Source organism: Stenotrophomonas sp. SORGH_AS_0282 (genome assembly GCF_030818125.1).
Taxonomy (GTDB): domain Bacteria; phylum Pseudomonadota; class Gammaproteobacteria; order Xanthomonadales; family Xanthomonadaceae; genus Stenotrophomonas; species Stenotrophomonas rhizophila_A.
This window is the reverse complement of sequence record NZ_JAUTAB010000001.1, coordinates 2,368,929-2,390,877: the sequence shown is the minus strand read 5'-3', so window position 1 is coordinate 2,390,877 and position 21,949 is coordinate 2,368,929. Positions and strand designations below refer to the sequence as shown.

The following is a 21,949-nucleotide window of genomic DNA, read 5'->3' as shown; positions in this document are numbered from 1 at the left end:
ATGGGGGCTTGGCAAAAACATCCATGTTTTTGACAGTCCCTACGTGGGCTGCCCGCCGGCCGGCCCCGATAGTAGGTCGGCTACGGATGGAAGAGCAGCCACGCATGGCGTGGCTCTACGGCTCGGCGATACGCCCGGTAATGCATGAACATGATCGGCACCGCCGTTGATCTCCCATGGCCACCAACACACCGTCGAGGGCCGGCGGGGGCGGGGGTACGGGGGCTTTGCGAAACATGGATGTTTCGCAAGAGCCTCCAGGGATGGATTCACGGCGCCCCCCGTACCCCCGCACCCGCCGGCCCAGCTCAGACCAAGCGAGGCCCACCGGCTGTTCACCCAAAACCAAAAGCGCCGGGCAAAGCCCGGCGCCAAGGAAACCATCGAATGCCGATGAGCTTTACGCAGCCAGCAACCCGGAAGGCAACTGCATGGTGATGCAGTGCAGGCTGCCGTTCTGCCAGATCAGCGAGCGGCAGGGCACCTGCACGATCTCGTGGTCCGGGTAGGCCTGGGCCAGCACGTCGCGTGCCGCGTCGTCGGCCACGTCGCCGTAGGCGGGCATCAGCACCGCGCCGTTGAGGATCAGGTAATTGGCGTAGGACGCGGCCAGGCGGCGGCCTTCGTCGATCACCGGGCGTGCCCACGGCAGCGGGAACAGGCGGTACGGCTGGCCGTCGGCGGTGCGCAGCGCGGCCAGTTCGTTGCCCATCGCCTGCAGCTCGGCATGGTGCGAATCGCTGGCGTCATCGCAGGCCTGGTAGACAATGCTGTCCACCGACGCGAAACGCGCCAGCGTGTCGATGTGCGCGTCGGTGTCGTCGCCTTCCAGGTAGCCGTGGTCCAGCCACAGCACCCGGTCCTGCGCCAGCCAGCTCGCCATGTCCGCGCTCAGCGACGCACGATCCCGGTCCGGGTGGCGTTCGTGCAGGCACTTCCAGGTGGTGAGCAGGGTGCCCGCACCGTCGGTTTCGATGGCGCCGCCTTCCAGCGCGAACGGAATGCTCTGCAGCTCCGCGTCGGCGAACAGGTTGGCGGCGTGCAGCACGCCTACCAGCTGGTCGTCCAGGCTGGCCTCGAACTTGCCGCCCCAGCCGGTGAAGCGGAAGTCCAGCAGCCGGAAGCCGCCGTCGGCGCGGCGCAGCGTGATCGGGCCCGAATCGCGCAGCCAGGTGTCGTCGTACGGCGCGGTGACGAAACGCACGCGGTCGGTGTCGATCCGGTTGGAGCGCAGGCGCGCGTCGGCGTACGCCTCCAGGTCGTCATCGGCCACGATGATCACCACCGGCTGGAAGCGGGTGATGGCCGCGACCAGCGCGATGTAGGTGTCCTCGACGTCACCGAGGCGGTCGGCCCAGTCGGTGTCGGCGTGGGGCCAGGCGATCAGGATGGCGGACTGGGATTCCCATTCGGCCGGAAAGCGGAGCGTATCGTTCATGGTCTCGGTGCGATGGCCCGCCGGGCGGCGGGCGTTCTGATGGATCAGCGGATCGGCGGCTTCGGGCCGACTTCGTTGCTGTCAGCCTTGTTGGCCACCACGTCGATCACCTTCTGCTTCTCGAAGTAGACGGTGAACATCGGGTAGACCCAGCGGTTGATGGTCGGCCACTGGCGCTTCTGGCCGCCGCGCGGCTCCAGCTTCTCGCTGGGCTCACCGAAGCGGCTCAGGACCTGGCTGGTGGTCTCGCCGCGCACCGGCACTACCGGCGCCACCTGTTCCTTGGTGCGGTCGATCAGCAGGGTGTCGGCGTGGGCGCTGGCGCAGGCCAGCAGGGCAAGCAACGGCAGTGTGGTCAGGTAACGCTTCATCTCGATCTACTCCCCAGTGGTCAAGAAAGGAACCACGACCGGCGGTCGTGGCGCACCCGGCGATTACAACAAAATTGGCAATAAAAAACCGCCCGGAGGCGGCTTTTTATTCAGGCAGGTCGCGACCGGTGGCCGCGACGGCCCAGGCTCAGCGCTGGCGAGCCTTGAAACGCGGGTTCGACTTGCAGATCACGAAGATCTTGCCGCGACGACGGACGACCTTGCAGTCACGGTGACGGGACTTGGCCGACTTCAGGGAAGACAGGACTTTCATTGCATACCTCGGCGTAAACGTGGATTCGGTTGGAGCGCGGCCGCGATATGCAGATGACAATCGGCAGGTGACGCCCGTTCAAGCCCGCCATTCTACCGGGCTTTTTTCCATCCTTTCAAGTGCTTGCACTAAAAATGTCTTGGACGGGGCCGGGCAGGGGCTAGAATGGGGGGTCAAATCCACAGGGAACCCCATGAACCAGCCTTCTCCCGTGCTCACCATCGACGGCCCGTCCGGGGCCGGCAAGGGGACCGTCAGCCGCATTGTCGCACGCCGGCTGGGCTGGCATTACCTGGATTCGGGCGCCCTGTACCGCGCCGTGGGCGTGGCTGCCAGCTGGGCCGATATCGACACCTCCGATGCCTCGGCACTGGTGCGCTGCACCTTCGACACCCATGTCCGCTTCGTCGAGGCCGACGACGGCAGCCTGCGTGTCATCGTCAATGAGACCGACGCCACCGACGAGCTGCGGCTGGAAACCACCGGGGCCCTGGCCTCGGCCATTGCCGCCATTCCCGAGGTCCGGGCCGCCCTTAAAGAGCGTCAACGCGCATTCAGGGTTCTCCCGGGCCTGGTAGCCGACGGGCGGGACATGGGGACGGTCATCTTCCCCGACGCCCCATTCAAGGTCTTCCTGACGGCCAGTGCCGAAGAGCGCGCCGAGCGCCGGCATAACCAGTTGAAAGACAAGGGGGTTTCTGTTAACTTTGATGACCTCCTGCGCGAGATCATGGCCCGCGACGCCCGTGATGCACAGCGCACAGTGGCGCCCCTGAAGCCGGCAGACGATGCCGTCGTCATCGACACCAGTGGTATCGGCATCGACGAAGTCGTTGCCAAGGTACTGGATCTGCTTCCGGTTTCGGGTGCCTGATCCGTGGCAAGGAGGCCGCCAATCCATCGGCGGTAGTCGCACCAATGCAATGCAGTAAAAGCTCCGTCCCGCAATGATGCGTGGCGGTTTTCCTACTTCACACACGACCTGCGTTTCCGGGGTCGACCAACAGGCGGGCAGTAAACGGAACCCTCGCGGGGACCAATGCCCATGTGTCCAACAGAGTAAATCTAATGACCGAATCATTTGCCGAACTGTTTGAAGCCAGCCAGGCCAATCTGGCCAAGCTGAAGCCGGGCGCCATCGTCAGCGGTGTTGTCGTTGAAGTCCGCGGCGACGTCGTGGTGATCAACGCCGGCCTGAAGTCCGAAGGCATCGTGCCGATCGAACAGTTCCGTAACGACGCCGGCGAAATCGACGTCGCCGAAGGCGATGTCGTCAAGGTCGCCCTCGACTCGATCGAGAACGGCTTCGGTGAAACCGTCCTGTCGCGCGAGAAAGCCAAGCGCGCCATGGTGTGGGACGAGCTGGAAGAAGCCCTGGAAAAGAACGAAACCATCACCGGCCGCATCAGCGGCAAGGTCAAGGGTGGTTTCACCGTGGACATCAAGGATGTCCGCGCGTTCCTGCCCGGTTCGCTGGTGGATGTGCGCCCGGTGCGCGACCCGGCCTACCTGGAAGGCAAGGAGCTGGAATTCAAGCTCATCAAGCTGGACCGCAAGCGTAACAACGTCGTGGTCTCGCGCCGCGCTGTCGTCGAAAGCGAGCACTCGGAAGAGCGCGAGCAGCTGATGGACAAGCTGCAGGAAGGCGCGATCCTGAAGGGTGTCGTCAAGAACCTGACCGATTACGGCGCATTCGTGGACCTGGGCGGCATCGACGGCCTGCTGCACATCACCGACATGGCATGGAAGCGCGTGCGCCACCCGTCCGAAGTCGTGAACGTCGGCGACGAGCTGGACGTGCGCGTGCTGAAGTTCGACCGCGAGCGCAACCGCGTTTCGCTCGGCCTGAAGCAGCTGGGCGAGGATCCGTGGGACAACATCGCCCGTCGTTACCCGGCCAACAGCCGCGTGTTCGGCAAGGTCTCCAACGTCACCGATTACGGCGCGTTCGTCGAGATCGAGCCGGGCGTCGAAGGCCTGGTGCACGTCTCCGAGATGGATTGGACCAACAAGAACGTCAACCCGTCCAAGGTTGTGCAGGTCGGTGACGAAGTTGAAGTCATGGTCCTGGACGTCGACGAGGAGCGTCGCCGCATCTCGCTGGGCATGAAGCAGGTTGCCGCCAATCCGTGGGAAACCTTCGCTGCCATCCACAAGAAGGGCGACAAGGTGTCGGGCCAGATCAAGTCGATCACCGACTTCGGCATCTTCATCGGCCTGGACGGCGGTATCGACGGCCTGGTGCACCTGTCCGACATCAGCTGGAACACCACCGGCGAAGACGTGGTCCGCAACTTCAAGAAGGGCGACAACCTGGACGCCGTCGTCCTGGCCGTCGATCCGGAGCGCGAGCGCATCAGCCTGGGCGTCAAGCAGCTGGAGCAGGATCCGTTCGGTCAGTACATGGCTGCCAACCCGAAGGGTTCGAAGGTCGAAGGCGTGGTCAAGGAAGTGGACGCCAAGGGCGCTACCATCGAACTGGCTGACGGCATCGAAGGCTACGTCGCTGCGCGTGACGTTGCCAACGAGCGCGTCGACGACGCGACCCAGTTCCTGAAGGTCGGCGACAAGGTTGAAGCGAAGTTCGTGGGCATGGATCGCAAGGGTCGTACCCTGCAGCTGTCGATCAAGGCCAAGGACGACGCGGAAATGCGCGAAGTGCTGGAGGAATACCAGTCCTCTTCGGCTTCCAGCGGCACCACCCAGCTCGGCGCGCTGCTGCGTGCACAGCTGAACGGCAACAAGTCCGAGTAATCGGCCTTACCCGTAGCTGTAGTTTCCTGGACGGCCCGGACAATTGTCCGGGCCGTTTCAGGGTTTGAGACCCTCGACGCGAGTCCGCAATGACCAAATCCGAGTTGATCGAAATCCTGGCGCGCCGACAGGCGCATCTGAAGTCGGACGATGTCGATCTGGCGGTGAAGTCGTTGCTGGAAATGATGGGCGGGGCGCTGGCCGGCGGGGATCGCATCGAGATCCGCGGGTTCGGCAGTTTTTCGTTGCACTACCGGCCGCCGCGGCTGGGGCGCAACCCCAAGACCGGGGAATCGGTCGCACTGCCGGGCAAGCATGTCCCGCATTTCAAGCCGGGCAAGGAACTCCGTGAGCGCGTAAGCGCCGTGGTACCGCTGGAAAGCGATCCGGCCTAGTAGAGCGGACGGTTAGTCCGCTACTCTCTACCTCAAAGGGAATGGGAGCTGCCACAATGAAAGTCGCACGTCTGTTGATCCTGCTCGCCGTGCTGGTGGCCGGGCTCGTCATCGGTGCCCTCAATTCGCAGGACATGACCCTCAACCTGGGGTTCACTGCCATCCATTCCAGCACCGGCCTGGCCATTACCGTGGCCCTGTTGACCGGTGCGATCATCGGTGCCGGCCTGGTCCTGGTCGGCGTCGTGATCCCGTTGTATTCCCGACTGCGCAAAGCGCAGAAAGCGGCTCCGGCCGCCGCCCCCGTGGCGTCTTCTTCTTCACCTTTCGACGGACGTTGAGCGCCGATGGAATTTGTATCCGAGTGGTTCTGGTTTTTCCTGTTCCTGCCGCTGGCAGCACTGTCGGGCTGGGTGATCGGCCGTCGCGGTGGCCAGCGCCATGGCGACAACCAGGTCAGCCACCTGTCCAGCACCTACTTCCGTGGCTTGAACTACCTGCTCAACGAGCAGCCCGACAAGGCCATCGAGCTGTTCCTGCACATTGCCGAGCTGGACAAGGAAACCTTCGAGACCCAGGTCGCGCTGGGCCACCTGTTCCGCCGCCGGGGCGAGGTTGATCGCGCCATCCGCCTGCACCAGGGGCTGGTCAACCGTACCGACCTCAGCGACGCACAGCGCGTCCAGGCCCTGCTGGCGCTGGGCGAGGACTACATGAAGTCCGGCCTGCTCGACCGTGCCGAAACCGTCTTTACCGAACTGGCCCAGATCGACCAGCGCGCCCCGCAGGCGCTCAAGCACCTGATCGGCATCTACCAGGCCGAACGCGACTGGGAAAAGGCGATCGACAACGCCACCCGTTACGAAGAAGTCACCGGCGAGCCGATGGGCAAGCTGGTGGGGCAGTTCGAGTGCGAGCTGGCCGAACGCTTCCGTGGCGCCGGCAAGATCGATGAAGCCCGTGCGGCCATTGCCCGCGCCTACCAGGCCGATGCGATGTCGGTACGTGCCGGCATCATTGAAGGACGCCTGGAAACCGATGCCGGCAATGCCGAAGCCGCCGTGCGCGCGTTCGAGCGGGCCGCCCGCAACGATCCCGAATACCTGCCCGAGGTGCTGCAGCCGTTGATGCAGAACTACCGCAAGGTCGGCGATCTGGGCGGCGCGCGCGCGTTCCTGTCGGAAATGACCGAGCACTATCGCGGCATCGCCCCGGTACTGGCCCTGACCCAGCTGATGGAAGAGCAGGAGGGCGTGGCCCCGGCGCGCGCCTACCTGGGCCGGCAGCTGAAGGATCGCCCGTCGGTACGCGGCGAGTCGGCATTGATCGACCTGACCCTGGCCGAAGGTGCCGATTCCACCGCCACCCTGCATGACCTCAAGCACATCACCGACCAGCTGCTGGTCCGTAATCCGGCCTATCGCTGCACGCGCTGTGGCTTCGGTGCGCGCACCCACCACTGGCAATGCCCCAGCTGCAAGGAGTGGGGTACGGTCAAGCCGCTGTTGAACTACGCGGTGCTCTGAGCCATGCCGGCAGGGTGGTGGATGGGGCTGCCGGCCGTGCTGGCAGTGGCGGCGGTGCTCACCTGGTGCGCCCGCCGGTACGCGCTGCGGCGCAAGCTGTTCGACCAGCCCGGGGAACGCCGCAGCCATGTCGTGGCGACCCCACGCGGGGGCGGCATTGCCATCGTGGTGACCCTGCTGCTGGCGCTGGCCGCGGCGGCGGTCATCTGGCCGGGCGCCCGGACGCTGTTGCTGGTGTCGGGGCTGGGCCTGGTGCTGGTGGCTGGGATCGGCTGGTGGGACGACCACCGGCCGCTGCCGGCGGTGCGCCGGTTGCTGGTCCATCTGCTGGCTGCCGGCCTGCTGGCAGGTCTGGTGTGGGATGCAACGGGCAACCCTTGGCAGGCGCTGCTGGCGCTGCTGTTTACGACATCCCTGATCAACATCTGGAACTTCATGGATGGGATCAACGGGATCGCGACCAGCCAGGCCATTCTGGCCGGCGCCGCGTTCGCCCTTGTCCTGCCGGGTCCCCTGGCGTTGGCCGGCATTGTCCTGGCACTGGCCTGCCTGGGTTTCCTGCCGTTCAATTTTCCGAATGCAAGGATCTTCATGGGCGATGTGGGCAGCGGGGCGTTAGGTTATGCCGTCGCAGCCTTGGTCTGCCTGGCCAGCGTATCAACCGACATCTCCTGGCTGCTGCTGCTCGTGCCGCTGACGGCTTTCCTCGTGGACGCTGGCTTCACACTGCTTTCGCGCATGCTGTCGGGGCAAAGATGGATGGAGCCCCACACCCAACATCTGTATCAACGTGCCGTCAAAAGTGGTGCAACGCACACTTCGGTTACAGGGACGTACTTTGTTTTTGGTTTGTTCAGTATTACAGTGTTTAATGCTTGCACGTATTTGCAGCCGAGGTGGGAGGCTGCCGTGGCCGTAGCGTGGATATTCTTCGCGACCGGTCTTTGGCTGCTCCTGCGCAAGGGAATGCGCTACTAGAAGGATTGCCCGCTTTATGACGCCTTGGCAGGACCGTTTCACGAGTCTGCTTCCCCGTGCCGCCATCGTGGCCCACGACCTGTTCATGGTCTGGGCGTGCTGGCAGTTGCTGCATGCCGGCCGCTATTCGATGCTGGCCGATGCGCCCTCGTTGCCGCTGTGGAACATCGATACCTCGCTGGTGCTGGTGATCCAGGCCATCGTCTTCTGGCGCGTGGGCCTGTACCGCGGGCTGTGGCGGTTCGCCAGCGTGGCCGACCTGCTGCACATCTTCAAATCCAGCTTCATCGGGTTGCTGGCCATCGTGGTGGTGCTGGCCTACAAGCGCTTCAATGGCGTGCCGATGTCGGTGCTGGTGATCTATCCCTTCGCGCTGTCGGCCCTGCTGGGCGCGCCCCGCCTGCTGTACCGGGCATGGAAGGACTACCAGGCGCTGCAGTCGGATGCGACCGCGCGCCGGGTGCTCATCCTGGGCGCCGGCCAAGCTGCCGAAGCGCTGGTCCGCGACCTGCGCCGGTCGGGGGATTTCGAACCGGTGGGCCTGCTCGACGATGCGCCGCACCTTCAGGGGGCGAAGCTTCAGGGCCTGCCTATCCTGGGCACCCTGGACGATGCCGCCTCGGTGGTACGCGAAACCGCGGCCAGGTTGCTGGTGATTGCCATCCCGTCGCTGGATGCCGCCGGCATGCAGCGCGTGGTGGCCATCTGCGAAAGCACCGGGGTGCCGTTCCGCATGGTGCCCAAGCTCAACGACGTGCTGCTGGGCCATTCGCTGCCCGGTGAGCTGAAGGAAGTGGCGATCGAGGACCTGCTGGGGCGCAAGCCGATCCTGCCGGACTGGTCGCTGATCCGCGGCTGGCTGGGCGGGCGCACCGTGCTGGTGACCGGCGCCGGTGGTTCGATCGGCTCGGAATTGTGCCGCCAGTGCGCGCGCCACGGGGCAGGGCGGGTCGTACTGCTGGAAATGAGCGAGCTGCTGCTGCTCACCATCGAGGCCGAACTCAAGCGCAGCTTCCCCGACCTGGTCGTGGAGGCGGTTCTGGGTGACTGTGGCGATCCGGCGGTGATCCGCCACGCCTTGTCGCTGTCGCAGGTGGATGCCGTGTTCCATGCGGCGGCCTACAAGCAGGTGCCCGTGCTGGAACGGCAGCTGCGCGAAGCGGTGCGCAACAACATCCTGTCCACCGAAACGGTGGCCCGGGCCTGCGTGGAAGCGCGGATCGAACATTTCGTGTTCATCTCCACCGACAAGGCGGTTGACCCGGTCAACGCCCTGGGTGCCAGCAAGCGCTACGCCGAGATGATCTGCCAGAGCCTGGACCAGAAGACCAGCCATACCCGCTTCGTCACCGTGCGCTTCGGCAACGTGCTCGCCTCGGCGGGCAGCGTGGTGCCGGTGTTCCGCGAGCAGATCCTCAAGGGCGGCCCGGTCACGGTCACCGACCCGGAAGTAACCCGTTACTTCATGACGATTCCCGAAGCCTGCCAGCTGATCCTGCAGGCGGCGGCATCAGCCTCGCACGGCGCGATCTATACGCTCGACATGGGCGAACCGGTGCCGATCCGGGTGCTGGCCGAGCAGATGATCCGCCTGGCCGGCAAGCAGCCGTACAAGGACATCGCCATCATCTACACCGGCCTTCGTCCCGGCGAAAAGCTGCACGAGACCCTGTTCTATTCGGACGAGGACTACCGCCCGACCGCGCATCCCAAGATCCTCGAGGCCGGTGTGCGCACCTTCGCCCGCGAGCAGGTGCTGGGCAACGTGCCGCGGCTGCGCGAGGCCATCGCCAACTACGATACCGATGCGATCAACAGCATCCTGTTCGCGACCATGCCGGAATTTGCGCCGTTGCAACACGAATCTCACGTCGAGTCGGCTAAGGTGCTTCCCTTTCCGGCACGAGAGGCCAACAGGCTGTGACGAACAAGCGCATTCGCAAGGCGGTTTTCCCGGTGGCGGGGCTGGGCACCCGGTTCCTTCCCGCAACCAAGACGGTTCCCAAGGAAATGCTGCCGATCATCGACCGGCCGTTGATCCAGTACGCCGTCGATGAGGCGATCGAAGCAGGGTGCGACACCCTGATCTTCGTCACCAATCGTTACAAGCACGCGGTCGCGGACTATTTCGACAAGGCGTACGAGCTGGAGCAGAAGCTCGAGCGCGCCGGCAAGACCGAGCTGCTGGAACTGGTGCGCAACGTGCTGCCGGAAGGCGTGCGCGCGGTGTTCGTGACCCAGACCGAAGCGCTGGGCCTGGGCCATGCGGTGCTGTGTGCCAAATCCGTGGTGGGCGACGAGCCCTTCGCGGTGCTGCTGCCTGATGACCTGATCTGGAACCGCGGCGACGGCGCCCTCAAGCAGATGGCCGATCTCAACCAGGCCACGGGCGCCAGCGTGATCGCGGTTGAAGACGTGCCCCACGAGAACACGGCCAGCTACGGCATCGTGGCGACCGAGGCCTTCGACGGCCGCAAGGGGCGCATCGCGCAGATCGTGGAAAAGCCCAAGCCGGAAGACGCGCCGAGCGATCTGGCCGTGGTTGGCCGCTACGTGCTCAGCCCCAAGATCTTCGAACTGCTTGAAGCCACCGGCAAGGGCGCGGGCGGTGAGATCCAGCTGACCGACGCCATTGCCGACCTGCTGAAAACCGAAGAGGTCAACGCGTACCGCTTCGAAGGTACCCGGTTCGACTGCGGCACCCACCTCGGGCTGGTGGAAGCCACCATCCGCTTCGCGCTGGAAAGCCACAAACTGGGCAAGCCGGCGCGTGAGAAGCTGGCGCAGATGCTGGAAGAAGACGAGGGGTAAGCCCCGCGTCCCATGCACGCGCATGAAAAAGGCGACCCGGACGGGTCGCCTTTTTGCTTCTCCGCCCGCCTGACAACGGCAGGCGGCCATCTCTTCCGGCCGGCAGGTACCGACCGCTGGTCGGTACCTGGATCCCGGATCACAGCGATTCGAAAATACCCGCTGCGCCCATGCCGGTGCCGATGCACATGGTGACCATGCCGTACTTCTGCTGGCGACGGCGCAGGCCATGCAGCAGCGTGGCGGTCCGGATCGCACCGGTGGCGCCCAGCGGGTGGCCCAGCGCGATCGCGCCGCCCAGCGGGTTGACCTTGGACGGGTCCAGCCCGCAATCACGGATCACCGCCAGCGACTGCGCGGCGAACGCTTCATTGAGCTCGATCCAGTCCAGCTGGTCCTGGGTCAGGCCAGCCTGCTTGAGCGCCTTGGGAATGGCCGCGATCGGGCCGATGCCCATCACTTCCGGGCGCACACCGGCGACCGAGAAACTCACGAAGCGGGCCAGCGGCTTCAGGCCGTAGTCCTTGACCGCCTGTTCCGATGCCAGCAGCACCGCACCGGCGCCGTCGCTCATCTGCGAGGAGTTGCCGGCGGTCACCGTGCCGCCGAACTGGCCGTTGCGGAACACCGGGCGCAGCTTGGCCAGGCCTTCGGCGGACGAGTCCAGGCGCGGGCCTTCGTCGGTGTCGACGATGCGGTCGCGGGTGATGATGCGGCGGCCGTCGGCCAGGTCCGGCTGGCGGGTGCGCACGTCGTACGGGCTGATCTCATCCTTGAAGTCGCCGTTCTGGATCGCGGCGATGGCCTTCTGGTGCGAGGCCAGGGCGAACGCATCCTGCTCTTCGCGGGAAACCTTCCATTCCTCGGCGACCTTCTCGGCGGTGATGCCCATGCCGTAGGCGATGGCCACGTGGTCGTTGTCGAACACGCTCGGCGCCATCGCGATCTTGTTGCCCATCATCGGCACCATCGACATCGATTCGGTGCCGCCGGCCAGCATCAGGTCGGCGTTGCCGAGACGGATCTGGTCGGCTGCCATCGCCACGGCCTGCAGGCCGGACGAGCAGAAGCGGTTGACGGTCTGCGCGGCGATGGTGTCCGGCAGGCCGGCCAGCAGCACGCCGATGCGCGCCACGTTCATGCCCTGCTCGGCTTCGGGCATGGCGCAGCCGATGATGGCGTCATCGATGCGGTTGACGTCGATGCCCGGTGCCTGCGCGACCACGGACTTGAGCACGTGGGCCAGCATGTCGTCGGGACGGGTATTGCGGAACACGCCCTTGGGCGCCTTGCCAACCGGGGTACGGGTGGCGGCGACGATGTAGGCGTCCTGGATCTGCTTGGTCATTGTGGTGGTCTCTTATGGGTCAGTTGCGCAGCGGCTTGCCGGTCTTCAGCATGTGCGCGATGCGGGCCTGGGTCTTTTCCTGCTGGGCCAGTTCGACGAAGTGCTTGCGCTCCAGGGTCAGCAGCCACTCTTCATCCACCAGCGTGCCGCGGTCCACTTCGCCACCACACAGCACGGTGGCGATACGCACGGCGATTTCGTAGTCGTACGGGCTGATGAAACGGCCCTCGAGCATGTTCACCAGCATCATCTTGAAGGTAGCGATACCCACGTCACCGGCCACCTGGATGCGGCGGGCCGGCATCGGCGGACGGTAGCCGCCTTCGGCCAGCGCCTGCACTTCGGCCTTGGCGATGTGCAGCGCTTCGAAGCTGTTGAACACCACCTTGTCGGTGGCGCGCATCAGGCCCAGTTCCTTGGCGTTGACCGCGGAGTTGGAGACCTTGGCCATGGCCACGGTTTCGAAGGTCTTCTTCAGTTCGGCGAATACATCACCGCCCGGGCCGGCGGCCTGGGAGGCGCGTACCGCCAGTTCCTTCAGGCCACCACCGGCCGGCAGCAGGCCGACGCCGGCTTCGACCAGGCCGATGTAGCTTTCCAGTGCGGCCACGCTCTTGGCGCTGTGCATCTGAAATTCGCAGCCGCCGCCCAGGGCCAGCCCGCGCACGGCGGTCACCACCGGCACCAGCGCGTACTTGATGGCCTGGCTGGTGCGCTGGAAGTTGTGCACCATTTCTTCGAACTGGTCGACCTTGCCGGCCTGCAGCAGGCCGAGCGCGCCGGCCAGGTCGGCACCGGCGGAGAAGGGTTCCTTCTGCTGCCAGATCACCAGCCCCTTGAAGCCCTGCTCGGCGCGCTTGATGGCTTCCTGCAGGCCGTTGAGCACGTGGTCGGACACGGTGTTCATCTTGGTCTTGAAGCTGACCACGGCGATGCCGTCGCCGTCGTGCCACATGCGCACGCCGTCGTTCTCGAACACGGTTTCGCCCGGGCTGAAGGTTTCGCCCAGCAGCGGATCCGGGAAGCGCTGGCGCTGGTACACCGGCAGCGCCGAACGCGGCAGCTTGGCGTTGCGGGTCGGGCTATAGCTGCCTTCGGCGGCGTGCACGCCATCGCGGCCATCGAACACCCAGTCCGGCAGCGGGGCGTTGCTCATGCTCTTGCCGGCCACGATGTCATCGGCGATCCACTGCGCGACCTGCTTCCAGCCGGCGGCCTGCCAGGTTTCGAACGGGCCCAGCGACCAGCCGTAGCCCCAGCGGATGGCCAGGTCGACGTCGCGCGCGGTTTCGGCGATGTCGGCCAGGTGGTAGGCGCTGTAATGGAACAGGTCGCGGAAGGTCGCCCACAGGAACTGCGCTTGCGGGTGCTGGCTTTCGCGCAGCTTGGCGAACTTCTCGGCCGGGTTCCTGATCTTCAGGATCTCGACCACTTCCGGGGCGGCGGTGCGATCGGCAGCGCGGTAGTCCTGCTTCTCCAGGTCCAGCACCACGATGTCCTTGCCGACCTTGCGGAAGATGCCGGCGCCGGTCTTCTGGCCCAGCGCACCCTTGGCGATCAGCGCGTCCAGCCACTTCGGCGAGGCGAAGTACTGGTGCCACGGGTCGTTGGGCAGGGTGTCGCCCATGGTCTTGATGACGTGGGCCATGGTGTCCAGGCCGACCACGTCGGAGGTGCGGTAGGTGGCCGACTTCGGGCGGCCGACCAGCGGGCCGGTCAGGCCATCGACTTCATCGAAGCCCAGGCCGAACTGCTGGGTGTGGAAGATGGTGGACAGGATCGAGAACACGCCGATGCGGTTGCCGATGAAGTTCGGGGTGTCCTTGGCGTACACCACGCCCTTGCCCAGGGTGGTGACCAGGAAGCTTTCCAGGCCTTCCAGCACGGCGGCGTCGGTGGTGGTGGCCGGGATCAGCTCGGCCAGGTGCATGTAGCGCGGCGGGTTGAAGAAGTGCACGCCGCAGAAGCGGTGGCGCAGCTGTTCGGGCAGCACGTCGGCGAGCTTGTTGATGCCCAGGCCGGAGGTGTTGGAGGCCAGCACGGCATGATCGGCCACGAACGGGGCGATCTTCTTGTACAGGTCCTGCTTCCAGTCCATCCGTTCGGCGATGGCTTCGATGATCAGGTCGCAGTCGCGCAGCTGCTCCAGGCCGGTTTCATAGTTGGCCGGGGTGATCGCTTCGGCGTAGGACTTGCTGGCGAGCGGGGCAGGGCTGAGCTTGCCCAGGTTGGCGATGGCCTTGAGCACGATGCCGTCGGCAGGACCTTCCTTGGCGGGAAGGTCGAACAGCACGGTGTCGACGCCGGCATTGGTCAGGTGGGCCGCGATCTGGGCACCCATGACGCCGGCACCCAGCACGGCGGCGCGGCGGACTAGCAGGGAATTGGACATGTCGATAAGCCTTTGTTGGTCTGGAAGCCGGGCAGGGCCCGGCTCTACGGGGGTGATATGGGGCCCGGCGTTACGGGGTGGCAAGGGTCGCCGCCGCAGGGGCGGTGGCCGCGCTGGCGCGGAAACCGGCTTCGGCGAAATGGATGAGTTCCTGGGCTGCATGGGCACGATGCGCCGCTTCGGTGACACCGGCGGGTCGCTTGATCAGCCCGAAATCGGCCATGGCGTAGGTCAGTGCGCCGGCCAGGAAGTCCAGTCGCCAATACAGCTCTTCCTTGCTCAGGCCCGGCACGCTGGCGGCGATCGCCTTGCCGAACTCGCGCAGGACGTGGCCGTAGTGGTCGGAGAGGAACTTGCGCAGGTTGTCGTTCTTTTCCGCGTACGCGCGGGCGATGACACGCACGAACGCGCCCCCGGTCTGGCGGTCCTGGGCCATGGCCAGCGCCGGTTCGACGAACGCAGCCAGCACCGGGCGCAGCTGCCCGGGGTGGTCGCGCCGCGCACTGTCCAGCTGCGACAGCCGGGCGGCGGTCATTTCGTCCATGCGCCGGCGGAACACCTCGTTGACCAGGTTTTCCTTGGATCCGAAGTGGTAATTCACCGCAGCGATGTTCACATCGGCCTGGCTGGTCACCTGGCGCAGCGATGTCCCGGCGAACCCGTGCAGGGCGAACAGCTCCTCGGCGGCGCCGAGAATGCGGTCCTTGGTGGAGAAGTGGGCGGGTTTGGCCATGGGCGGGGCAGGGGTTCAATCAAACGATTGTTTGATATTAGACCCCGGCATCCTTGGTGGCATGCTGCGGCGCACAAGATGTTGGGCCTCGTTCATGCCCATCAACCTGAACGGCGGGCAGTCGCCGCCAGCGCGAGGTTGCCGCGCAGGGCGTGGCAAGACGTACCGAGAGGTTGTAGAATCACGCCACGTATATAGGCTAAGCCCGCGTTTCGACGCGGGTTTTTTTCATGTTACTCTCGGGCCGATCAGTGGCCCGCCCAACGGAGAATTCCCATGGCGCTGGAGCGCACCCTTTCCATCATCAAGCCGGACGCCGTCGCCAAGAACGTCATCGGTGAAATCTACGCCCGCTTCGAAAAGGCTGGCCTGAAGGTCGTGGCTGCCAAGTACAAGCAGCTGTCGCGCCGTGAAGCCGAAGGCTTCTACGCCGTGCACAAGGAGCGTCCGTTCTTCAACGCGCTGGTCGAGTTCATGATCTCCGGCCCGGTGATGATCCAGGCGCTGGAAGGCGACAACGCCGTGCTGGCCCACCGCGACCTGCTGGGCGCCACCAATCCGAAGGACGCTGCGCCGGGCACCATCCGCGCCGACTTCGCCGATTCCATCGATGCCAATGCTGCCCACGGCTCGGACTCGGTCGAGAATGCCGCGATTGAAATCGCGTACTTCTTCGCCGCGACCGAAGTGGTCTCGCGCTGAGAGTAATGCCGTGAACGAGGTCGTACAGCCCAACGCCATCCCCATCGTGCTCGCCCAGGGCGCGCCGGTGGCCAAGCAGAACCTGCTCGACCTCGATCGCGAGGGATTGGAGCGCTTCTTCGCCGAGACACTCGGCGAAGCGCGCTACCGTGCCCACCAGGTCATGAAGTGGATCCACCACCACTACGTCACCGATTTCGACCAGATGACCGACCTGGGCAAGGCGCTGCGCAGCAAGCTGCAGCAGCACGCCGAAGTCCGCGTGCCGAACATCGTCTTCGACAAGCCGTCGGCCGACGGTACCCACAAGTGGCTGCTGGCCATGGGCGCCGATGGCAAGAACGCGATCGAAGCGGTCTACATCCCGGACAAGAACCGCGGCACGCTGTGCGTGTCGTCGCAGGTGGGCTGTGCACTGAACTGCACGTTCTGCTCCACCGCCACCCAGGGCTTCAACCGCAACCTCTCCACCGCCGAGATCATCGGGCAGGTGTGGGTGGCAGCGCGCCACCTGGGCAACATCCCGCACAAGCAGCGTCGCCTCACCAACGTGGTGATGATGGGCATGGGCGAGCCGTTGATGAATTTCGACAACGTCGTGCGCGCCATGAGCGTGATGCGCGACGACCTGGGCTACGGCCTGGCCAACAAGCGCGTGACCCTGTCGACCTCCGGCCTGGTGCCGCAGATCGACCGCCTGTCGGCCGAAAGCGATGTGTCGCTGGCGGTGTCGCTGCATGCGCCGAACGATGCGCTGCGCGAGACCCTGGTGCCGCTCAACAAGAAGTACCCGATCGTGGAACTGATGGCCTCGTGCGCGCGCTACCTGCGTGCGAACAAGCGCCGCGAATCGGTCACCTTCGAATACACCCTGATGAAGGGCATCAACGACCAGCCCGAGCACGCCCGCCAGCTGGCGCGGCTGATGCGCCAGTTCGACAATGCCGTACAGGCCTCGCATTCGGGCAAGGTCAACCTGATTCCGTTCAATCCGTTCCCCGGTACCCGCTATGAGCGCTCCGGTGATGCGGAGATCCGCGCCTTCCAGAAGATCCTGCTCGACCAGCAGGTGCTGACGATGGTGCGGCGGACCCGTGGCGACGACATCGATGCCGCCTGTGGCCAGCTCAAGGGCCAGGTGATGGATCGTACCCGCCGCCAGGCCGAGTTCAACAAAACGCTCCAGGACGGGAAAAACCGGGATGCCGCTGCCTGACCGCCGATTGCCAGCCGTTTTTTTCGTCGCGCTGGCACTCGCCGGGTGTGGCAACAAAGGCGTCAAACCCATGACCGCTCCGTTGGGCGTAGCGCCCGAATACGTGGCGCGCGACAACGCTGACACCCGTCGCCGGGTCAGCTACCAGGACCAGATGACATTGTCGGCCGAGGCGTTCCGCGCCGGAGCGCTGGATGCTTCCGAAAAGCGCGCCCGAAGCGCGCTCAAGCTCGATGCGGGCCGGCCGGATGCCTACATCATGCTGGCGGCGCTGGCCAACCGGCGCGGTGACGATGCCGCTGCCGGTCCGCTGTTCCAGAAGGCGGCCGAGCTGGCGCCGGACAGCGGCGACGTGCTCAACAACTATGGCGCCTGGTTATGTGGTCATGGCCGCGCCACCGAAGCGTTGCCACTGTTCGACCGGGCCGTTGCCGCGCCGGGTTACCGCACGCCGGCCGCAGCCCTGGCCAACGCAGGGGGCTGTGCGCTTGACGCCGGCCAGCCCGAGCGCGCCGTGCGTGACCTGCGCCGGGCCCTGGCGCTGGATCCGGCCAACCCCTATGCGCTGGAGGCCATGGCCCGCAACGAGCATGCCCAGGGCCGCTTTTTCGAGGCCCGGGCCTTCGTGCAACGTCGTCTCGCGGCTGCACCGGCCACACGTTCCGTGTTACAACTTGCCTCTCAAATCGAGGCGCAGCTTGGCGACACAGTGGCATCCGGTCGTTATCTGCAGCGAATTCGCGACGAATTTCCGCAGGATGCGGCTCCTAATTCCCGGGGTTGAAGCATTGTGATTGATGACCAGACTGTGAACGCTTTTGACACCGCGGCCGGCTGTGGAGCACGTCTCCGGCAGGCACGGGAAGCGGCAGGACTGACGCTCGAAGCAGTGGGGCAGCAGTTGCGCATGCCGGTGCAGGTGGTGAAGTCACTGGAAGCCGAGCAGTGGGACCGCCTCGGTGCGCCGGTGTTCGTCCGCGGCCAGCTCAAAAGCTATGCGCGCCTGCTCAAGGTCGATCTGGGCGATGTGCTGGACCAGGCCCACATCGGGCCGGTGGTGCCGCCGCAGCTGGTCAGCCACACCCATACCCCGCGGGCCCGGCGTATCGCCGAGAGCCTCGGCCGCCGTGCCCTGTATGTCGGCATCACCGCGGTGCTGGCCGTGCCGGTGTGGTTCGCTACACGCGGCCACTTCGACAGTGCCTCGACCACCCCCAATACCGCTTCGCTGGATGTGATTCCCGCCGCCGTACCGGTGGCGGGCACCGCGCCGTCTGACCAGGCAGCGCCGGTGGTGACGCCTGCGCCGTCGACGGCGCCGTCGGCCCCTTACCTGGCCTCGTTGACCCCGGTGCCCCGTCCGACGGCCGCCGCGCCCGCGCCGGCCGGTGCCCTCAGCCTGCAGTTCAAGGGCGACAGCTGGGTGGATATCGTCGCGCCCGACGGCAGCACCGTCGAGAAAGCCCTGATCAAGTCAGGCGAAACCCGCGCCTTCAGCCCGGGCCAGGTGGCCCGCATGGTGCTCGGCAATGCGTCGGCGGTGGAGGTTCAGCAGGCCGGCACCATCATTGACCTTTCGCCCTACCAGCGAGCCAACGTGGCACGCTTTACGGTATCCTCTGACGGCTCCGTGGCTCCGGTTTCACACTGAGCCGCGTTTCCCGATTCATTTCGACAATCCAATTCAAACAGTCCCTCCTGACGGGCAGGGGCGAGAGTACGCATGGCGATCGACGACCTGCTCGACGAGCACGAACAAAGTGAACGCGTCCGCAGCTGGCTGCGGAAGAATGGTGTCAGCATCATCGCCGGCGTGGCGATTGCCATCGGCGGCATCGCCGGCTGGCAGTGGTGGCAGAAGGAACAGGGCAGCCACCTGGCGGGCGCCCACGGTGAGTACCAGGTGGTGCTCAAGCAGCTGGAGGACAAGAAGCTGGACGAAGCGGCCAAGGGCGTGAAGACGCTGGAAGGCGGCAAGGTCCAGGTCTACGGCGACCTGGCAGCGCTGCAGCTGGCCAAGGCGCAGGTCGACGCAGGCAAGAACGAGGAGGCCCTGGCCACCCTTCGTGCCATCAAGGCCGACCCGGAATACAAGGCGGCGATCGACCAGCGCATTGCGCGCCTGCTGATCGCCACCGGCAAGAACGATGAAGCCATCACGCTGCTGGGCAGTGCCACCGACAGTGCGAGCCTGGAAATCCATGGCGACGCCTTGATGGCGCTGGGCAAGCGTGACGAAGCCCGCGGGCAGTATGAGAAGGCGCTCAAGACGCTGGATGTGGCAGCGCCCCAGCGGCGCGTGCTGGAAACCAAAGTGATGGATGCCGGTGGCACCGTCACCGAGCCTGCGGAGTCGGTGTAATGAAGCAGATGGTCATGATCAAGCGCGTAGCCACCCTGGTGTTGATGGGCGTGGCGTTGTCCGGCTGCACCACCGTCAAGGGCTGGTTCGCCGGCAAGGACGCGGAGGCCAAGAAGGCGCTGGAGCCGGCAGAGCTGGTCAAGTTCGAGCCGACCGCCAAGGTCGACCGGATCTGGAGCACCAACCTGGGCAAGGGCGAGAAGCGCATCGGCGTGCGCCAGGGCCCGGTCGTGGCCGATGGCCGCGTGTACGCGGCCGCGATTACCGGCGGCGTGCATGCGCTGGACCTGCAGACCGGCAAGACGGTCTGGACCTACGAGCCGGCCAAGGTCAAGAAGCAGCCCAAGCTGCGTCTGTCCGGTGGCCCGGGCGTCGGCGAAGGACTGGTGGTGATCGGTACGCTGGATGGCCAGGTCATCGCGCTGGACGCCAACGACGGCAGCGAAAAGTGGCGCGCCAAGGTGCCGGGCGAAGTGATCGCCGCGCCGGCGATCGCCCAGGGCATCGTGTTCGTGCGCAGCAACGATGGCCGGGTGACCGCCTTCGATGCCGGCAACGGTACCCAGAAGTGGTTCAACCCGCGTGAGCTGCCCATGCTGACCGTGCGCGGCAACGCGCCGGTGGTGGCCGGCCCGGGCGTGCTGTTCATCGGCAACGATGACGGCAGCGTGGCCGCGCTGGGCATGCAGGACGGTCGTACCGTGTGGGACCAGACGGTCTCCAACGGTGAAGGCCGTACCGAGCTGGAGCGCATGTCCGATGTGGACGGTGCGCCGGTGCTCGAGGGCAACACCCTGTTCGTGAGCAGCTTCAAGAACCAGACCATGGCGATCGAAGGCCCGACCGGCCGTCCGCTGTGGGCGCGTGACCATGGTGGCGCCGGTGGCGTGGCCCTGACCTCGGGCAACGTCTTCGTGACGGACAACAAAGGCGGCGTGTTCGGCCTGGACAAGGCCAGCGGCAGTGCCATGTGGTCGCAGACCGGCCTGGCCCGTCGCTCGCTGACCGGGCCGGCCATCCACGGCGATTACGTTGTGGTGGGTGACTACAAGGGTTATCTGCACTGGTTGCGGACAGACAATGGTGAACTGGCCGCGCGCGCCAAGAGTGGCGGCGATGCCCTGCTGGCGCAGCCGGTGGTCGCCGATGGGATTCTGCTGGTGCAGAACGTTGATGGAAAGCTGACCGCATTCCGGTTGGCACAATAAGGAGTTACCGCGATGCTGCCCTTGGTCGCCCTGGTTGGACGGCCGAACGTCGGCAAGTCCACCATTTTCAATGCGCTGACCCGTACCCGTGACGCCCTGGTCCATGACCAGCCCGGCGTCACCCGGGACCGCAACTATGGTGTTTGCCGTCTGGACGAGGACAACCCGTTCCTCGTCGTCGACACGGGCGGTATCTCGGAGGATGACGAAGGCCTGGCCGGCGCAACCGCCGACCAGGCACGTGCTGCCGCCGGCGAAGCCGATCTGATCCTGTTCGTGGTGGATGCCCGTGACGGGACCTCCGCGCTGGATGACGAGATCCTGTCGTGGCTGCGCAAGCTGTCGCGGCCGACTCTGCTGTTGATCAACAAGATCGACGGCACCAACGAAGACACCGTGCGCGCGGAATTCGCCCGCTACGGGTTCAGCGAAATGCTGACCGTGTCCGCTGCCCACCGCCAGGGCCTGGACGACCTGCTTGAAGAAGTGGTCCAGCGCCTGCCCGAAGAGGGCAGCGGCGAGGAGATGGACAACGATCCGAACCGGATGCGCATTGCCTTCGTCGGCCGCCCCAACGTGGGCAAGTCGACCCTGGTCAACCGCATTCTCGGCGAAGAACGGATGATCGCCTCGGAAGTGCCCGGCACCACCCGCGACTCGATCGCGGTGGACCTGGAGCGTGATGGCCGCGAATACCGCCTGATCGACACCGCCGGCCTGCGTCGCCGCGGCCGGGTCGAAGAGGTGGTGGAAAAGTTCAGCGTCATCAAGACCCTGCAGGCCATCGAGCAGTGCCAGGTGGCGGTGCTGATGTTGGACGCCAGCGAAGGCGTGACCGACCAGGACGCTACCGTGCTGGGCGCGGTGCTGGATGCCGGCCGCGCGTTGGTGGTGGCGATCAACAAGTGGGATGGCCTGACCGATTACCAGCGCGAACAGGCCGAAGCGCTGGTCTCGCGCAAGCTCGGCTTCGTGCCGTGGGCTGAAACGGTGCGCATCTCGGCCAAGCACGGCTCGGGCCTGCGCGAGCTGTTCCGTGCGATCCACCAGGCGCATGCCTCGGCGACCCACGAGTTCAGCACCAGCGAAGTCAACAAGGCGCTGGAAATCGCCTACGAGACCAACCCGCCGCCGGCGATCCGTGGTCACGTGTCCAAGCTGCGTTACGTGCACCCGGGCGGTTCCAATCCGCCGACCTTCATCGTGCATGGCACGCGCCTAAAGGAGCTGCCGGAGTCGTACAAGCGCTACCTGGAAAACTTCTTCCGCAAGCGCTTCAAGCTGATCGGCACGCCGGTACAGTTCATCTTCCGCGAGGGTGCCAACCCGTACGAAGGCAAGAAGAACGTGCTGAGCGAACGCCAGATTGCCAAGAAGAAGCGCCTGATCAAGCACGTCAAGGGTCGCTGAAGCCCATGGCGTCCCGGCACGCCGGGACGCC

General features: G+C 65.5%; 21 protein-coding genes. 15 read left to right on the top strand and 6 right to left on the bottom strand.

The genetic code is table 11. The features are described from left to right. Window positions 1–400: 400 nt before the first annotated feature. The 3 genes from QE395_RS10575 to ykgO all read right to left on the bottom strand — a co-directional run bounded on the left by QE395_RS10575 (window position 401) and on the right by ykgO (window position 2,083). Window positions 401–1,438 (bottom strand): agmatine deiminase family protein, encoded by a 1,038-nt coding sequence (locus QE395_RS10575; RefSeq protein ID WP_210132335.1) that lies wholly within the window; start codon window positions 1,436–1,438, stop codon window positions 401–403. Between the two features lie 44 nt (window positions 1,439–1,482). After that, complete coding sequence (locus QE395_RS10570; protein WP_068851273.1) at window positions 1,483–1,809, bottom strand: hypothetical protein; 327 nt, start codon at window positions 1,807–1,809, stop codon at window positions 1,483–1,485. 148 nt (window positions 1,810–1,957) lie between these two features. Then, window positions 1,958–2,083 (bottom strand): type B 50S ribosomal protein L36, encoded by a 126-nt coding sequence (ykgO, locus tag QE395_RS10565; RefSeq protein ID WP_017355593.1) that lies wholly within the window; start codon window positions 2,081–2,083, stop codon window positions 1,958–1,960. Between the two features lie 193 nt (window positions 2,084–2,276). Here ykgO and cmk point away from each other — a divergent pair, with 193 nt between their 5' ends. The 8 genes from cmk (at window position 2,277) to galU (ending at window position 10,547) form a co-directional block, all read left to right on the top strand. Next, window positions 2,277–2,957 carry a (d)CMP kinase gene (gene cmk, locus QE395_RS10560; protein WP_068851276.1) on the top strand — a complete coding sequence of 227 codons (681 nt, stop codon included), beginning with the start codon at window positions 2,277–2,279 and terminating at the stop codon, window positions 2,955–2,957. Window positions 2,958–3,151: 194 nt separating this feature from the next. Beyond that, window positions 3,152–4,837: a 30S ribosomal protein S1 gene (gene rpsA, locus QE395_RS10555; protein ID WP_068851279.1), complete on the top strand. Its 1,686-nt coding sequence runs from the start codon at window positions 3,152–3,154 to the stop codon at window positions 4,835–4,837. Window positions 4,838–4,926: 89 nt separating this feature from the next. After that, window positions 4,927–5,232 (top strand): integration host factor subunit beta, encoded by a 306-nt coding sequence (locus QE395_RS10550; RefSeq protein ID WP_017355596.1) that lies wholly within the window; start codon window positions 4,927–4,929, stop codon window positions 5,230–5,232. Between the two features lie 56 nt (window positions 5,233–5,288). After that, the gene (locus QE395_RS10545; protein ID WP_068851282.1) at window positions 5,289–5,573 is read left to right on the top strand and encodes a LapA family protein; all 285 of its coding nucleotides are present in this window, start codon (window positions 5,289–5,291) and stop codon (window positions 5,571–5,573) included. A gap of 6 nt (window positions 5,574–5,579) precedes the next feature. Further along, window positions 5,580–6,758, top strand: a complete 1,179-nt coding sequence (gene lapB / locus QE395_RS10540) for a lipopolysaccharide assembly protein LapB (RefSeq protein WP_068851284.1) — start codon at window positions 5,580–5,582, stop codon at window positions 6,756–6,758. A gap of 3 nt (window positions 6,759–6,761) precedes the next feature. Beyond that, complete coding sequence (locus tag QE395_RS10535; RefSeq protein ID WP_306988968.1) at window positions 6,762–7,736, top strand: glycosyltransferase family 4 protein; 975 nt, start codon at window positions 6,762–6,764, stop codon at window positions 7,734–7,736. A 16-nt stretch (window positions 7,737–7,752) separates the two neighbouring features. Then, window positions 7,753–9,660, top strand: a complete 1,908-nt coding sequence (locus tag QE395_RS10530; protein ID WP_176472705.1) for a nucleoside-diphosphate sugar epimerase/dehydratase — start codon at window positions 7,753–7,755, stop codon at window positions 9,658–9,660. After that, the gene (gene galU / locus QE395_RS10525; RefSeq protein WP_068851293.1) at window positions 9,657–10,547 is read left to right on the top strand and encodes a UTP--glucose-1-phosphate uridylyltransferase GalU; all 891 of its coding nucleotides are present in this window, start codon (window positions 9,657–9,659) and stop codon (window positions 10,545–10,547) included. Before QE395_RS10530 ends, galU begins: the two co-directional genes overlap by 4 nt. 139 nt (window positions 10,548–10,686) lie before the next feature. Here galU and QE395_RS10520 read toward each other — a convergent pair whose 3' ends face one another. The 3 genes from QE395_RS10520 to QE395_RS10510 all read right to left on the bottom strand — a co-directional run bounded on the left by QE395_RS10520 (window position 10,687) and on the right by QE395_RS10510 (window position 15,020). Next, window positions 10,687–11,895 (bottom strand): acetyl-CoA C-acyltransferase, encoded by a 1,209-nt coding sequence (locus tag QE395_RS10520; protein ID WP_068851296.1) that lies wholly within the window; start codon window positions 11,893–11,895, stop codon window positions 10,687–10,689. Between the two features lie 19 nt (window positions 11,896–11,914). Beyond that, entirely contained in the window at window positions 11,915–14,287 is a 2,373-nt protein-coding gene (locus tag QE395_RS10515) for a 3-hydroxyacyl-CoA dehydrogenase/enoyl-CoA hydratase family protein (RefSeq protein WP_095364621.1), read from the bottom strand. A 70-nt stretch (window positions 14,288–14,357) separates the two neighbouring features. Beyond that, the gene (locus QE395_RS10510) at window positions 14,358–15,020 is read right to left on the bottom strand and encodes a TetR family transcriptional regulator (protein ID WP_093534404.1); all 663 of its coding nucleotides are present in this window, start codon (window positions 15,018–15,020) and stop codon (window positions 14,358–14,360) included. A gap of 276 nt (window positions 15,021–15,296) precedes the next feature. Between QE395_RS10510 and ndk the strand changes: the two genes are divergently transcribed. The 7 genes from ndk to der all read left to right on the top strand — a co-directional run bounded on the left by ndk (window position 15,297) and on the right by der (window position 21,918). Beyond that, window positions 15,297–15,722, top strand: a complete 426-nt coding sequence (ndk, locus tag QE395_RS10505) for a nucleoside-diphosphate kinase (RefSeq protein ID WP_068851305.1) — start codon at window positions 15,297–15,299, stop codon at window positions 15,720–15,722. A 10-nt stretch (window positions 15,723–15,732) separates the two neighbouring features. Beyond that, window positions 15,733–16,938 (top strand): 23S rRNA (adenine(2503)-C(2))-methyltransferase RlmN, encoded by a 1,206-nt coding sequence (rlmN, locus tag QE395_RS10500; protein WP_306988965.1) that lies wholly within the window; start codon window positions 15,733–15,735, stop codon window positions 16,936–16,938. Continuing rightward, entirely contained in the window at window positions 16,925–17,722 is a 798-nt protein-coding gene (locus QE395_RS10495; RefSeq protein WP_249834110.1) for a tetratricopeptide repeat protein, read from the top strand. Before rlmN ends, QE395_RS10495 begins: the two co-directional genes overlap by 14 nt. A 6-nt stretch (window positions 17,723–17,728) precedes the next feature. Continuing rightward, complete coding sequence (locus QE395_RS10490) at window positions 17,729–18,589, top strand: RodZ domain-containing protein (RefSeq protein ID WP_249834111.1); 861 nt, start codon at window positions 17,729–17,731, stop codon at window positions 18,587–18,589. Between the two features lie 72 nt (window positions 18,590–18,661). Continuing rightward, window positions 18,662–19,300, top strand: coding sequence for a tetratricopeptide repeat protein (locus QE395_RS10485; protein ID WP_068851318.1), 639 nt, complete (start codon window positions 18,662–18,664; stop codon window positions 19,298–19,300). Continuing rightward, window positions 19,300–20,508 carry an outer membrane protein assembly factor BamB gene (bamB, locus tag QE395_RS10480; RefSeq protein WP_093534415.1) on the top strand — a complete coding sequence of 403 codons (1,209 nt, stop codon included), beginning with the start codon at window positions 19,300–19,302 and terminating at the stop codon, window positions 20,506–20,508. Before QE395_RS10485 ends, bamB begins: the two co-directional genes overlap by 1 nt. A gap of 12 nt (window positions 20,509–20,520) precedes the next feature. Further along, on the top strand, window positions 20,521–21,918 hold the full coding sequence (der, locus tag QE395_RS10475; RefSeq protein ID WP_068851324.1) for a ribosome biogenesis GTPase Der: 1,398 nt from the start codon (window positions 20,521–20,523) through the stop codon (window positions 21,916–21,918). Window positions 21,919–21,949 lie beyond the last annotated feature (31 nt).

Bases quoted from the DNA above. Each gene is read 5' to 3' on its own strand.
- ykgO (WP_017355593.1), bottom strand. From the start codon at position 2,083: ATGAAAGTCCTGTCTTCCCTGAAGTCGGCCAAGTCCCGTCACCGTGAC.
- QE395_RS10495 (WP_249834110.1), top strand. From the start codon at position 16,925: ATGCCGCTGCCTGACCGCCGATTGCCAGCCGTTTTTTTCGTCGCGCTG.
- QE395_RS10545 (WP_068851282.1), top strand. From the start codon at position 5,289: ATGAAAGTCGCACGTCTGTTGATCCTGCTCGCCGTGCTGGTGGCCGGG.
- ndk (WP_068851305.1), top strand. From the start codon at position 15,297: ATGGCGCTGGAGCGCACCCTTTCCATCATCAAGCCGGACGCCGTCGCC.
- lapB (WP_068851284.1), top strand. From the start codon at position 5,580: ATGGAATTTGTATCCGAGTGGTTCTGGTTTTTCCTGTTCCTGCCGCTG.
- QE395_RS10530 (WP_176472705.1), top strand. From the start codon at position 7,753: ATGACGCCTTGGCAGGACCGTTTCACGAGTCTGCTTCCCCGTGCCGCC.
- QE395_RS10550 (WP_017355596.1), top strand. From the start codon at position 4,927: ATGACCAAATCCGAGTTGATCGAAATCCTGGCGCGCCGACAGGCGCAT.
- QE395_RS10515 (WP_095364621.1), bottom strand. From the start codon at position 14,287: ATGTCCAATTCCCTGCTAGTCCGCCGCGCCGCCGTGCTGGGTGCCGGC.
- QE395_RS10485 (WP_068851318.1), top strand. From the start codon at position 18,662: ATGGCGATCGACGACCTGCTCGACGAGCACGAACAAAGTGAACGCGTC.
- QE395_RS10535 (WP_306988968.1), top strand. From the start codon at position 6,762: ATGCCGGCAGGGTGGTGGATGGGGCTGCCGGCCGTGCTGGCAGTGGCG.
- QE395_RS10570 (WP_068851273.1), bottom strand. From the start codon at position 1,809: ATGAAGCGTTACCTGACCACACTGCCGTTGCTTGCCCTGCTGGCCTGC.
- cmk (WP_068851276.1), top strand. From the start codon at position 2,277: ATGAACCAGCCTTCTCCCGTGCTCACCATCGACGGCCCGTCCGGGGCC.
- bamB (WP_093534415.1), top strand. From the start codon at position 19,300: ATGAAGCAGATGGTCATGATCAAGCGCGTAGCCACCCTGGTGTTGATG.
- rpsA (WP_068851279.1), top strand. From the start codon at position 3,152: ATGACCGAATCATTTGCCGAACTGTTTGAAGCCAGCCAGGCCAATCTG.
- der (WP_068851324.1), top strand. From the start codon at position 20,521: ATGCTGCCCTTGGTCGCCCTGGTTGGACGGCCGAACGTCGGCAAGTCC.
- QE395_RS10520 (WP_068851296.1), bottom strand. From the start codon at position 11,895: ATGACCAAGCAGATCCAGGACGCCTACATCGTCGCCGCCACCCGTACC.
- QE395_RS10575 (WP_210132335.1), bottom strand. From the start codon at position 1,438: ATGAACGATACGCTCCGCTTTCCGGCCGAATGGGAATCCCAGTCCGCC.
- QE395_RS10510 (WP_093534404.1), bottom strand. From the start codon at position 15,020: ATGGCCAAACCCGCCCACTTCTCCACCAAGGACCGCATTCTCGGCGCC.